This window comes from Arthrobacter sp. R4-81 (assembly GCF_054792365.1).
This window is the reverse complement of the sequence record NZ_CP096445.1, coordinates 1,774,074-1,786,590: the sequence shown is the minus strand read 5'-3', so window position 1 is coordinate 1,786,590 and position 12,517 is coordinate 1,774,074. Positions and strand designations below refer to the sequence as shown.

15 protein-coding genes are annotated in these 12,517 nt (G+C 61.0%); 1 reads left to right on the top strand and 14 read right to left on the bottom strand.

All coding sequences use genetic code 11. The features are described 5' to 3' along the window. The 12 genes from M1E05_RS08375 to M1E05_RS08320 form a co-directional block, all read right to left on the bottom strand. Complete coding sequence (locus M1E05_RS08375; RefSeq protein WP_458111331.1) at positions 1 to 432, bottom strand: DUF2550 domain-containing protein; 432 nt, start codon at positions 430 to 432, stop codon at positions 1 to 3. 10 nt (positions 433 to 442) lie between these two features. Further along, the gene (locus M1E05_RS08370) at positions 443 to 727 is read right to left on the bottom strand and encodes a F0F1 ATP synthase subunit epsilon (RefSeq protein ID WP_247042889.1); all 285 of its coding nucleotides are present in this window, start codon (positions 725 to 727) and stop codon (positions 443 to 445) included. 1 nt (position 728) lies between these two features. Then, positions 729 to 2,183, bottom strand: a complete 1,455-nt coding sequence (gene atpD / locus M1E05_RS08365) for a F0F1 ATP synthase subunit beta (RefSeq protein WP_309106540.1) — start codon at positions 2,181 to 2,183, stop codon at positions 729 to 731. A gap of 78 nt (positions 2,184 to 2,261) precedes the next feature. Continuing rightward, the gene (locus tag M1E05_RS08360) at positions 2,262 to 3,155 is read right to left on the bottom strand and encodes a F0F1 ATP synthase subunit gamma (protein ID WP_458111332.1); all 894 of its coding nucleotides are present in this window, start codon (positions 3,153 to 3,155) and stop codon (positions 2,262 to 2,264) included. 76 nt (positions 3,156 to 3,231) lie between these two features. After that, positions 3,232 to 4,869: a F0F1 ATP synthase subunit alpha gene (gene atpA / locus M1E05_RS08355; protein WP_458114523.1), complete on the bottom strand. Its 1,638-nt coding sequence runs from the start codon at positions 4,867 to 4,869 to the stop codon at positions 3,232 to 3,234. A gap of 85 nt (positions 4,870 to 4,954) precedes the next feature. Next, positions 4,955 to 5,782, bottom strand: coding sequence for a F0F1 ATP synthase subunit delta (locus M1E05_RS08350; protein WP_458111333.1), 828 nt, complete (start codon positions 5,780 to 5,782; stop codon positions 4,955 to 4,957). Continuing rightward, positions 5,782 to 6,339, bottom strand: a complete 558-nt coding sequence (locus M1E05_RS08345; protein ID WP_309106537.1) for a F0F1 ATP synthase subunit B — start codon at positions 6,337 to 6,339, stop codon at positions 5,782 to 5,784. Before M1E05_RS08345 ends, M1E05_RS08350 begins: the two co-directional genes overlap by 1 nt. A 52-nt stretch (positions 6,340 to 6,391) precedes the next feature. Continuing rightward, on the bottom strand, positions 6,392 to 6,610 hold the full coding sequence (atpE, locus tag M1E05_RS08340; protein WP_011692451.1) for an ATP synthase F0 subunit C: 219 nt from the start codon (positions 6,608 to 6,610) through the stop codon (positions 6,392 to 6,394). A 79-nt stretch (positions 6,611 to 6,689) separates the two neighbouring features. Next, a complete protein-coding gene (gene atpB, locus M1E05_RS08335) occupies positions 6,690 to 7,490 on the bottom strand; it encodes a F0F1 ATP synthase subunit A (protein WP_458111334.1) in 801 nt (266 codons plus the stop codon). An 81-nt stretch (positions 7,491 to 7,571) separates the two neighbouring features. Continuing rightward, on the bottom strand, positions 7,572 to 7,910 hold the full coding sequence (locus M1E05_RS08330; protein WP_458111335.1) for a hypothetical protein: 339 nt from the start codon (positions 7,908 to 7,910) through the stop codon (positions 7,572 to 7,574). Next, entirely contained in the window at positions 7,903 to 8,388 is a 486-nt protein-coding gene (locus M1E05_RS08325) for a hypothetical protein (protein WP_458111336.1), read from the bottom strand. The genes M1E05_RS08330 and M1E05_RS08325 overlap by 8 nt, the downstream gene beginning before the upstream one ends. A gap of 98 nt (positions 8,389 to 8,486) precedes the next feature. Further along, on the bottom strand, positions 8,487 to 9,602 hold the full coding sequence (locus M1E05_RS08320; RefSeq protein WP_458111337.1) for an MraY family glycosyltransferase: 1,116 nt from the start codon (positions 9,600 to 9,602) through the stop codon (positions 8,487 to 8,489). A 292-nt stretch (positions 9,603 to 9,894) separates the two neighbouring features. On the opposite strand from M1E05_RS08320, the gene M1E05_RS08315 reads away from it, so the two are divergent. Further along, positions 9,895 to 10,791, top strand: a complete 897-nt coding sequence (locus M1E05_RS08315) for a glycosyltransferase (protein ID WP_458111338.1) — start codon at positions 9,895 to 9,897, stop codon at positions 10,789 to 10,791. Between the two features lie 20 nt (positions 10,792 to 10,811). On the opposite strand, the gene M1E05_RS08310 is transcribed toward M1E05_RS08315, so the two are convergent. Together M1E05_RS08310 and M1E05_RS08305 are read right to left on the bottom strand one after the other, a co-directional pair. Further along, positions 10,812 to 11,585: a WecB/TagA/CpsF family glycosyltransferase gene (locus M1E05_RS08310; RefSeq protein ID WP_458111339.1), complete on the bottom strand. Its 774-nt coding sequence runs from the start codon at positions 11,583 to 11,585 to the stop codon at positions 10,812 to 10,814. Continuing rightward, positions 11,582 to 12,514, bottom strand: coding sequence for an L-threonylcarbamoyladenylate synthase (locus tag M1E05_RS08305; RefSeq protein WP_461164980.1), 933 nt, complete (start codon positions 12,512 to 12,514; stop codon positions 11,582 to 11,584). The genes M1E05_RS08310 and M1E05_RS08305 overlap by 4 nt, the downstream gene beginning before the upstream one ends. Positions 12,515 to 12,517: the final 3 nt, after the last annotated feature.

Genomic DNA, 12,517 nt, shown 5'->3' with positions numbered 1-12,517 from the left:
CTAACGCCAGGTGCCTACACCGATAACCGGTCCGGCTTCGAGCCAGGACGACAATCCGGTATAGGCATCAAACTTCATGGCCAGCAAGACTTCCTGGCCTTCATAACGCAGTTCGACAATGACTGAATCGGGGAGCACCTTGATCAGCTCGGCCTCAGTGGGCTTGCGTCGGCCAAGCAGCTCTAGGGAACTGCGGCGGAAAGTGTGCTTGGGGCGGACACTGAGGGACACGAGGCGGAACCACTCGAGATCATTGTCCTGATAACGGCAAACCCCCATCTGCCAGCTGTTACCAGCCGTGCAAATGGAGGCCTCCACGGTGCCCAGGGCGCGCCGCAGATTGTGGCGGCGCACCCCGAAAAGGCACAGTGTGAAAATCAGCAACAGAAAGACAGTTGCCAATGCGATGAACGGATAACCAAGAGCGTCCATCAAGGTATTGCTAGCGGATCCCCGCAGTAGCCGCGTCACCCAGTTGGGCGTTGTCAGCAACAATAACCACCCTGTTGTTGTCGACCGAGAAGAAACCTCCGTCAACAACTACAGCAATGCGGTCACCGGAAACAGGCTGGATCGCCAGTTCACCTTCGGCCAGAATCGCCAGCAGGGGCGAGTGGCCGGGCAGGATTCCGATTTCACCATCGCTGGTGCGGGCCTTGACCATCTTGGCCGCTCCGGACCACACGAAGTGGTCCGCTGCGACAATCTCAACCTCAAGCTCAGCCATATTACTTGGTCTGTTCCTGGATCTTGGCCCACTGGCGCTCGACGTCATCCAGTCCGCCGACGTTGAAGAACGCCTGCTCTGCGATGTGGTCCAGCTCGCCGTCGCAGATAGCGGTGAAGCCCTCGATGGTGTCCTTGATGGAAACGGTTGAACCTTCGACGCCGGTGAACTGCTTGGCGGTGTAGGTGTTCTGCGAGAGGAACTGCTGGATACGGCGCGCACGCGACACGACGATCTTGTCCTCTTCAGACAGTTCGTCAACGCCGAGGATGGCGATGATGTCCTGGAGTTCCTTGTTCTTCTGCAGGATCTGCTTCACACGGACAGCCGTGTTGTAGTGGTCCTTGCCGATGTACTGGGCGTCCAGGATTCGAGACGTCGACGTCAGCGGGTCCACAGCGGGGTACAGACCACGGGAAGCAATTTCACGGGAAAGTTCCGTGGTTGCATCGAGGTGTGCGAACGTCGTGGCCGGTGCCGGGTCGGTGTAGTCATCTGCGGGAACGTAGATGGCCTGCATCGAGGTGATGGAGTGGCCCTTGGTGGACGTGATGCGCTCCTGGAGGAGGCCCATCTCGTCAGCCAGGTTGGGCTGGTAGCCCACAGCCGACGGCATGCGGCCGAGGAGGGTGGAAACCTCGGAGCCTGCCTGGGTGAAACGGAAGATGTTGTCGATGAAGAGCAACACGTCCTGCTTCTGGACATCGCGGAAGTACTCCGCCATGGTCAGAGCAGAGAGGGCAACGCGCAGTCGCGTTCCCGGCGGTTCGTCCATCTGGCCGAATACAAGGGCGGTGTCCTTGAGGACGCCTGCCTCTTCCATTTCGACCCAGAGGTCGTTTCCTTCACGCGTACGCTCGCCGACGCCGGCGAAAACGGAAGTACCGCCGAAGTTGCGGGCAACACGGGTGATCATTTCCTGGATCAGCACGGTCTTGCCGACACCGGCGCCACCGAAGAGGCCGATCTTTCCACCCTTGATGTAGGGGGTGAGAAGGTCGATGACCTTGATGCCGGTTTCCAGCATTTCGGTCTGGCCTTCGAGCGAGGCGAACGAAGGCGCCTTGCGGTGGATCGGCCAGCGTTCCGTGGTCTCCAGTTCGGACTCAGCAATGTCCAGGGGCTGGCCCAGAACGTTGAAGATGTGTCCCTTGACGCCGTCGCCGACGGGAACTGAAATCGGAGCGCCGCTGTCAACCACAGACGTGCCGCGGACGAGTCCGTCGGTTGCCTGCAGGGCAATGGCGCGAACGAGGTTATCGCCAAGGTGCTGGGAGGTCTCGAACGTGATGGGGCGGGTCTCACCGTTGAGGGTAATCTCGGCGGTGAGGGCGTTGTAAATCGAGGGGATTGCGTCAGCCGGGAATTCGACGTCGACAACCGGGCCAATAACACGTGCAATACGGCCGGTGGCACCGGACGTTGCGGCTACGTGTTCGGTAGCAGTGGCAGTCATCTCTCTCACTTCACTCAGTAGATGGCGTGGTTAAGTTTATTTGTTGTGCAGGTACAGCTGGAACAGAGGGTGTGGCTGCTACGACGCGTTGAGCGCGTCGGCACCGGCCACAATCTCTGAAAGCTCCTGCGTAATCTCAGCCTGGCGGGCAGTGTTGCGCAGACGCGTGTACTTCTTGATGAGGTCCGTGGCGTTGTCGCCGGCAGACTTCATCGCCCGCTGGCGGGCAGCAAGCTCAGAGGCAGCAGCCTGCAACATTGCCGCGAAGAGACGCGATTCGATGTAGCGCGGCAGCAAAGCGTCAAGTACCCGCTCGGTTTCCGGCTCAAACTCGTAAAGCGGCAGGAGTTCCGATTCCGACGCGGCCTGCTCTTCAACAACTTCGAGCGGAAGCAGACGGACGACGGTGGGTTCCTGGGTCACCATGGACTTGAAGCGGGTGTAGACAACGTGGATCTCGTCCACGCCTCCCTCTTCATATTCCGTGGCGAAGTCCGCAAGCAGAGCCTCGCCGACTTCACGTGCCGTTTCGAACTCAGGCGCATCAGTGCCGCCGGTCCAAACGCGGGCATATTCGCGGTTCCGGAACTCGAAGTACGCCTGTGCCTTGCGGCCGACGAGGTACGTCTTGACTTCCTTGCCTTCGGCGTGAAGCAGTTCGTTTAGCCCCTCCGCCTGCTTGAGCACACTCGCCGAGTAGGAACCTGCCAGGCCGCGGTCCGAGGTAATTACCAGGACTGCTGCGCGGCGGACCTGCTCCGGCTCGGTGGTCAACGGGTGGTCGATTTCGCTCTGGCTTGCGACAGCAGAAACAGCGCGGGTGATCGCGTTCGCGTAAGGCAGTGAAGCTGCTACGCGTGCGCGGGCCTTGCCGATGCGCGAGGTAGCGATCAGTTCCATCGCCTTGAAGATCTTGCGCATCGACGTCGTCGAGCTGATCTTCTGGCGGTAGACCCGGATCTGGGCTCCCATACTTATCCTTTCCTAAGATCCCGATGGCCGGGACTGCCGGAACCGCGAGGGGTCCCGGCAGTCCCTGCCAGCGAAACTAGCGCTTCTGCCTGACGATTTTTTCCTGGTCGACCTGAGCCTCATCGATGGCCGAGTGCTCCTCGTGGCCGGCGCCGACCAAGTGGTTGTCGCCCTCCCCGAAGAAGCCCTGCTTGAAGTCCACGATTGCGGTCTTCAGTGCGGCAGCGGTGTCGTCGTCGAGGACGTTGGTCTGTGCAAGCGTGGTCAGGATGGAGGACCGGTGCTTGAGGTGCTCCAGGAAGCCTGACTCAAAGCGGTTGATGTCTTCCACGGGAACGTCGTCGAGGTAGCCGTTGGTGCCTGCCCAAATGGAGACAACCTGGTCCTCTACCGGGAACGGCGCGTACTGGCCCTGCTTGAGCAGCTCCATCAGGCGCGCACCACGGGTCAGCTGCTGGCGGGAAGCAGCGTCGAGGTCCGAGGCGAACATGGCGAAGGCCTGCATGTCGCGGTACTGAGCCAGGTCCAGCTTCAAGGTACCGGAGACCTTCTTCATGGACTTGACCTGCGCGGCACCGCCAACGCGGGACACAGATACACCCACGTCAACAGCAGGACGCTGGTTGGCGTTGAAGAGATCCGACTGGAGGAAGATCTGACCGTCAGTAATGGAAATTACGTTGGTCGGAATGTAGGCCGAGACGTCGTTTGCCTTCGTCTCGATCAGGGGCAGTCCGGTCATGGAGCCTGCACCGAGCTCATCAGAGAGCTTGGCACAACGCTCCAGAAGGCGGGAGTGCAAGTAGAAGACGTCGCCCGGGTAAGCTTCGCGTCCCGGCGGACGGCGGAGCAGCAGCGAAACTGCACGGTAGGCCTCAGCCTGCTTGGACAGGTCATCAAACACGATCAGAACGTGCTTGCCGCCGTACATCCAGTGCTGGCCGATGGCAGAACCTGCATACGGTGCCAGGTACTTGAAGCCTGCGGGGTCCGAAGCCGGGGACGCCACGATGGTGGTGTACTCCAACGCGCCATTGTCCTCGAGGGTCTGGCGGATGGCAGCAATGGTCGATGCCTTCTGGCCGATGGCGACGTAGATGCAGCGAACCTGCTTGGTCACATCTCCCGAAGCCCAGTTGGCCTTCTGGTTGATGATCGTGTCAATGGCGATTGCCGACTTGCCTGTCTGGCGGTCACCAATGATCAGCTGGCGCTGGCCACGGCCGATCGGAATCATGGCGTCGATTGCCTTCAGGCCGGTCTGCATCGGTTCGTGCACAGACTTGCGCTGAGTGACGCCCGGTGCCTGGAGTTCCAGGGCGCGGGTGGTCTCGGCCTTGATTTCACCGAGGTCGTCGATGGGCACGCCCAGCGGGTCAACAACACGGCCAAGGAAGGCGTCGCCAACGGGGACAGACAGAACCTGTCCCGTACGGTGAACTTCCTGGCCTTCTTCAATCCCGGTGAAGTCACCGAGGACAATGACACCGATCTCGCGGACGTCGAGGTTCTGGGCGAGGCCCAGAGTGCCGTCTTCGAAGCGAAGCAGCTCGTTCGCCATGACCGAGGGAAGGCCCTCAACACGGGCGATGCCGTCACTTGCGGTGGTCACGCGGCCGACCTCTACGCGCTCTGCGTTTCCGGGTTCGTAGGACGCCGCGAACTCGTTCAGCGCATTACGGACGTCGTCGGCGTTGATGGTCAATTCGGCCATCTGCAGTCCCTGCTCTCCTGTTTCGTGATCATCGTTGCTCACGATGACCGGGGTTTCTATCAGTAAGGTTTGTGCTTTGTCCGGTTTAGCCGGCGAGTTGACGGTGCAACTGACCCAAACGGGTGACGACCGAAGCGTCAACAACTTCATCGCCCACCTGGATCCGGATTCCGCCAATGAGGGTGGGGTCAACATTAATGTTGACCTTGAGCTCGCGCCCGTAAAGGGCGTTGAGCCCCGCCTGAAGCCTGCTGGCCTGCGTTTCCGTCAGCGGACGGGTAACGCTCACCGTTGCGATCCAACGCTGCTGGCGTTTGGCTGCCAACTCCGCAAAGCGTGCCACAAGCCGGGTGGGCTTGATGCCGCGAGGCTGGGTTACAGCCTGACCGATCAGGACCTTTGCTTCCTCGCCTGCTCCAGGAACAAGCTTTTCGGCCAAAGCTACCTTCGCTGCAGCGCTTGCTTGCGGCTCGGACAGAGCACGCTGAACCTCATGGTTGGAGGCAACGGCCTGGTTGAAGGAGAAAAGATCATTCTCCAGCTCTTCCAGCCCGGTGATCCCTGAGGCAGAGACGGCCGACTTGTTTTCAGCGACGGCGATAACCACCGAAGCGGCAAGGGTCTCGAGTGCATCGCCAATATCGCGTGCCGACGCCCAGCGTGAGCTGACCAGTCCGCTCACGATTTCGACAGCATCAGCGGACACTTTGCCGCTGAAAAGCTGCCGGACCAGCGCCGCCTTTTCTTCGCCGTTACGGGAGGGGTCGGTAAGCGCACGCCGCAAGCCAGCGGACGTGTCTACCGTTCCCAAAATGCCGAAGAGTTCTTTAGCCAACTGCAGCGAAGCCGTAGGAAGCTTAGCTTCCAACGCAGCCAAAGCCTTGGTCAGCGATTCGCTCGATACACCTGCCATTACTTAGCTGCACCTGCGTTCTGGCTCTCCAGTTCTGCCAGGAAGCGGTCAACCACACGGGCGGCCCGCTGGTCGTCATCGAGGGCTTCGCCCACAATGCGTCCGGCGAGAGTCGTGGCCAGCGTGCCAACCTCGGAACGCAAGGCGACAACAGCCGCCTGGCGCTCTGATTCGATCTGCGTGTGAGCCTGAGCGGTGATGCGTGCAGACTCGGCAGCAGCCTTTTCCTTCAGATCAGCAAGGATCTGGGCACCTTCTGCGCGGGCTTCTTCGCGGATGCGGTTAGCTTCGGCACGGGCGTCGGTGAGCTGCTGCTTGTACTCTTCGAGTGCGGCAGAAGCTTCAGCCTGGGCCTTTTCAGCCTTGGCGATGCCACCCTCGATCGCCTCGGCGCGCTCTGCAAACGTCTTCTCGAACATCGGGACAACAAACTTGACCACGATGAACATGAGGAGTGCAAAGCCAACGAGAACGACGAACATTTCCCACAGGTTGGGCACCAGCGGGTTGGCTGCCGCGCCGCCTTCAGTGGCGGCTGAGATGATCAGCTGATTCATATTTCACCCGTCCTTATCTTCTCGGTTCTGAATTGTCGCTTCGTTCTGAGGACTAGCTCAGGACGAAGGCGAAGACCAGGCCGAGGATGGCGAGGGCTTCAGTCAGCGCGAGGCCGAGGAATGCGATCGGCTGGAGAACGCGCTGGGCTTCCGGCTGACGTGCCACACCGTTGATGTAAGCGGCGAACACGAGACCAACACCGATACCACCGCCGATTGCGGAGAGACCGTAGCCGATGAGGTTGAGGGAGCCGTTGATGGAGCCTTCCATTTTTCTTCCTTTCAAGATGCCACCCGTGTGGCAGGTTGTTTGGGTTGCTTCATCCCCGCGAGGGGAAGTTTGTGGGTGCCTAGTGGCTGTCGGCGTGCAGCGCGCCTTCGATGTAGATCGCTGTCAGCAGCGTAAAGACGTAAGCCTGCAGCACCATGATCAGGGCCTCGAGCATGTACATGGCGATCGCACCTGCCAGCACAAGCACAGAGGTGCCCTGGAGCAGGATGTTTTCCTGCGTCACGAGGAACTCGATGCCGTAGCCGGCAATCATCACGATGAGGTGGCCGGCGAGCATGGTGGCAAAAAGACGGAGGCTGTGCGTCACCGGGCGGACCACGAAGTTGGAGATGATCTCGATCGGGACAACGATGGGCAGGATGTAGAACGGAACACCTGACGGAACGGTTGCCAGCTTGAAGTACCTGACGCCGTTCTTCTTGATGCCGATGGCAATCCAGGTGACGTAAACAATGCCTGCGAGGACGTAAGCGCCGCCGACGTGCGAGAACGTGGGCAACTGGAACAGCGGGATGGCGCCGTAGATGTTGTTCACCAGGATGAAGAAGAAGAGGCTGAACAACAGCGGCACGTACTTCATGAAGTCTTTGCCGCCAATGATGTCCTTGGCGATACTGTTGCGGACGAAGCCGTAGGCCATTTCGCCAGCGAACTGAAGCTTGCCGGGAACCAACTGCTGCTTCCGCGCAGCGAGCAGAAAGAATGTAGCGATAATTACGACCGACAGGACCACCAGCAGCATCTGCTTGGAAAATCCGTCTGCCGCACCCCACGGCAGGATTGCCGGCAGATGCATTTCGTTAATTCCAGGAGGAGTGAAGTCTCCTGTATTTTGGGCCGGGAGCGCAAGCGCGATCAACGCGTTTCCTCTCTGCAGTGTCCGTCATTGGGCGTTGGTAGGGGTCCGGCGAAATTCGTATCCGCGTCCCCCGTTGTGAAATTATTTGGCATTACTGTTCCCATCATCGGACGGGCCGCTGGAAGCATTGCTCTGCCCAGTAGTTTTTCGTGAACTGGTAAGGCCGTGCATATGGGAAAGATAGAACCCTCCCGCGGCTCCAAGCAGAGCGCCAGCGAGCACAATCCAGCGGGTTCCCCACAGATTATCCAGACCCCACCCTATCAAACTCCAGACGATGATTCCGCCAATGATGTAGCTGAATACGGCAATCCCAGCGTTGTATCCGCCGTCGCGGCCGTCCGCTGATACACCGGGAGCGCCGGTACCCGTGCGGGGAGCTTTGGGGCGGACTTTGCGTCCTGGTTTGCGACTAGTCATCACTGCCGCCTTTGGTGGATGTGGGGTCGTTGTAGATTTGCAAGCGTGCTTTACTGAAGCCACGGATTTCTGCGCCTTGCCAGATCACCACGGCCACGACGGCGCCGATCAGGAACCAGCGTTCGTGCAGCCATTCGGGCTCTCCGACTATAAAGAGGACGACGGCAAAGCCGACCACCTTGACGAAGTATGTGGCTACGAAGAGCCCAACGGCACCTGATGGATTTGTCCGGCCAACAAAATGGCCGATCAAAAGGCTGATGGCGAAAAAGAACATGACCAGCGCTCCGCCGAAACTGCTCGAGAGCAGCGCGCTGGAGCCATTAAAGGCGAGTGCGATCAGGCTTGTGATAAGAACGGCTGCACCAGCCGCGACAGAACTCAGCACTAACAAGCCAAGCCACAATGACTTCGCGGGGCCGGAGACGCCAACGGCCGCAGTGCCGGACGAACGTCCGTGCTCGGCGTTGGAGGTCATCAGATCCCAATCGTCGGTGCCTGCTGGCGGCGTGGTGGAGTGGCAGCTTTGGCTGCCCCTGAATTCTACACGAGATAGAAATTATTACTGAACCACTGTTACGCCGAGGTACCGTTACCGCGGCGACTCAGGTACGGCCATGCCGTGACGAGCGCCATTCCCAGTGTCAGGAACAGGTCCACGGCAAGGACGATCTGCCATGGGAACACAGCGAAGGCCAGTCCCCCAAAGGCAAGGATGCACGTCCACACGTACATCAGCAGGACTGTTGTGCGGTGTGAATAGCCAATATCCATCAGCCTGTGGTGGAGATGGCCACGGTCAGCCGACCAGGGCGAACGCCCCAGAGCCGTGCGTCTCACCACCGCCAGGCCGAGGTCCAGCAGCGGCAGGAAGAGCACCGCGAACGGAAGCAGGATGGGAATGATGGTGGGGATACCGTTCGCCCGGTCGTACAGCCCCGAGGTGATCTGGCCCGTTGCCACGATGCCTGCCGATGCCATCAGCAGGCCGATCAGCATGGCACCGGAGTCTCCCATGAAGATTTTCGACGGGAACCAGTTGTGGGGCAGGAAGCCGATGCAGCTTCCTACGAGCACTGCGGTGAGGAGCGTAGCCAGGTCCGAGTTGTCAGTCTGCGGGTTGTTCCGGTGAACCCAGTACGCCGTCAGGAAGAAGGCTGCCCCGCCGATGATGGCCACTCCGGCGGCCAGGCCGTCCAGGCCGTCGATGAAGTTGAAGGCGTTCATGGTGGTTACGATCAATCCGGCCGTCAGGATAATGGTGAGGAGCTCGGAGCCGACGTGGATGGGTTGGTCGGAGATAAACGGAATCACCGTCATGCGGACGCCCCAGATGGCCACCACAAGGGCCGCAGCGCTTTGGCCAATGAGCTTGATCCACCAGCGCAGGTCAAGGAGGTCATCGGCAACTCCCACGAAGACAATGACTATGGCCCCGGCGATGACTCCCCACGGGGCGTCATTGTTGCGGAAGATGTCCTTGACGAAGGTGGACTGACTGGCAACGATCAGGGCAACCAGGCAACCGGCAAAGATGCCTACGCCGCCAAGCCTGGAAACCTGATGCGAGTGTGTGTCCCGGCTCCTGATGGGCATGAACAGCTTGAGGCGATTGCCAACGAACCGCGCCCCCCACGTTACCGAGTACGACACTATGGCAGCTGTAAGCCCCATAAGCAGGTACATGATCACGAGGCGGCTCCAGGATGCAGCGCCAACCGGGCGTCCGCAGACGATGACGAATCCACGGCCCGAGGGCGCGCCACAGCGGTGCATCTTGGGATTCGGGGGCTCAATGGATGTAGGTCTGATTCTTGATTAATGGAAGTTCTCCGTTGCCATGCCTGCGCAGGCGGTGCGTCATGCCACTTGGGGCTGTAATACAGTGGACTCTATTCAAGATACTAATGCCAACGGCTGAATGGCTCGCGTCACACGGCCGAGTGACGCCCTAAGCGCCACGCCGTGACGAAAGGAAACCGCGATGCCCTCGTCGGTTGCAGTAGCCGCAGTAACGTTTGACCGACCCGGGGAACTCGCAGTACTTCTGAACGCGATCAACAGCCAGACCGCACCGGTAAAGACCATCTGCCTTGTTGACAGCGGCACGGTACCGGCGAGGGACGTAGCCGAGTCGCACAAGAACGTTGACTACATCCGCTCAGAGGCGAACCTTGGTGGAGCCGGAGGATTTTCCCTCGCGGTACTGAAGGCGATGGCCAGCGGTGCCCGCTGGATCTGGATGATGGACGACGACGCCGAGCCTGGCGACGCCGAGTGCCTCGCCACGCTGATCCAGGAGGCGGAGTCGCGTGACCTCGAAGCCGTGGTCCCGCTGGTGATGGCTCCGGGCGAGCCGGACTGGCTCTCCTTTTTCTTCCGCCTCGACGGCAAGGTGACCCACAGCCGCGCTGAGGTTGAAAAGATCGGCTTCATTCCGAATGACGGACACTTTTTCAATGGTGCCTTGATCCGTTCGGACGTGTTCTTCAAGGTTGGGCTGCCCGATATCCGGCTGTTCATTCGGGGCGATGAGGTGGACTTCACCATCAGGCTGCGCAAAGCCGGGATCCGCTTCGGCACCGTAACAACAGCAAGCATCACGCACCCGCATGCGTTTTCGGAGACGCAGCACGTCTTTGGCCCCCGCTGGCACGTCATCGTTCCCGAGGGCGCTTTCAAGCGCTACTACTACTACCGCAACCGCGGCTACCTCATCAGGCGGTACTTCAGGGTAAAGTCCCTCGTTGCCGACGTCGGTGGCTACCTGGGCTATTTCCTGAGCCGGGGTGACCTCCGGGGCCTGAGGGACTGGTTCCGTGCGTTCTCCATGGGCCTGCGAGCCAAGGGCTTCGCCCGCCTGGAGGATCAGAACTTCTAGCCCCCGGAGGCGCCGAGCCCTTAACGCCGGAGGCCGCCCAGCCTCCGGCGGAGAAGAAGCGCCAGCAGCACCCAGGGTTCACCGAAGACCCGGTAAGCCACACGGCGGGGGTGGAGCATCAGCCGCCACGCCCACTCCAGGCCCATCCGGCCAAGCCAGCGTGGCGCGAGCCTCTGGATACCGGCCAGCTGTTCAATGGCTCCGCCCACTGTGCAGTACACGGCCGGAGGCAAGGCCTCCAAAGTGCGTTGCAGCACTGCCTCCTGCAACGGCATCCCCAGGCCCACAAGAACCAATTGCGGCCGGAACGCCTGAAGCCAGGCGACGGCGTCGTCCTCTTTGGCGGGGTTCCATGCCTCCCCGGGCATGCCTGCCACATTTGCACCGGGAATAAGGGCCTTGAGCCGGGTAACTGCACCATCGTTGGCACGTTGTCCTGCTCCCAGAACCGCAATCCGTTCAAGCCCGGGAACAGTCCCCAGTGCAGGAATCCAGTCAGTGGAACCCAGCCGGTAAGCCATAAGGGACGCGTCGGACTCCGGACGCGGTTTCCGGCCCCTGCCCCACAGCCAAAGGAGCGGAGCGCCGTCCAGAAGCACCACATCGCTGCGCTCGTAAAGCTCCCGGAACCAGGAGTCAGAAAGCGTCAGCGTGACGCTGTGCAGATTGTGCCCGACGACGGTCCGGGTTGTTCCGTCGTCGATGAAGGTGGCCAGGACGTCAATCAGCTCATCGACAGTCAGCGGGGTTGCGTCAACGCCGAGCACCGGGATCTGTTCGCGGACAAGGTTCATCGGTCGTCGCGTCCGCTTGTGGGCACGCTCCCCTGCTTCTCCGCCGGTTCGGGCTCAGTCCCAGGGGTGGCTTCCGGACCCGCAGGCTCAGGGCTCTCTGCAGGTTCGGACTCAGTCTCAGGGGTGGCTTCCGGACCCGCAGGCACAGGGCTCTCTGCTGCTACAGCCTCGGCTTCAGGGATCTCCGGGCTCGAAGGCTCCGGAGACTCGGCTTCAGGCGCCTCCGTCCCAGGCGCCTCTGTTTCAGGAGCATCCTGTTCCGGGGCTTCCTCCCCCAGACCCAGGACTCCGGGCACAACCTCGCGCAACCGCTCCAGACTGACTGCCCCGTCCCGCACGACCCGCAGCGGCAGCGACGTTGCATCAACTATCGTGGATGGCACGGCCTCGGACGCGCCCTCGGGGCGAAGGCCGTCCTCAAGGTAGACCTCTACTGACTCAGCCAACTGCTCCCGGGCCTCTCCGGCCGTGCGGGCAGCCGGCTGGCCGGTCCTGTTCGCCGACGAGACTGCCAACGGCCCCGTGAGGTTAAGCAGATCCCTGGCAAGTTCATCCGCGGGAATCCGCAGGGCCACGGTGCCTTTGGTCTCTCCGAGATCCCAGTCGAGCGAGGGCTGGGCATGGAGGATCAACGTCAGTCCTCCAGGCCAGAATTCCTCGGCCAGCTTCCTCGCCTCGGCGGGAACATCCGTTGCCAGACCGTCCAGGGCGTTGAGCCGCGGGATAAGGACGGGCGGGGGCATCTGCCGGCCGCGGCCCTTGGACACGAGGAGCATGGTTACAGCCTGGGGAGAAAAGGCATCCGCCGCGATCCCGTAGACGGTGTCAGTGGGCAGCACCACGCATTTGTTCTCCCGGATCGCACGCTGGGCATGCTGCAGTCCTTCATAGCGCTCAGTGGATGCGGTGCAGTTGTAGGTTGTGGTCACGGC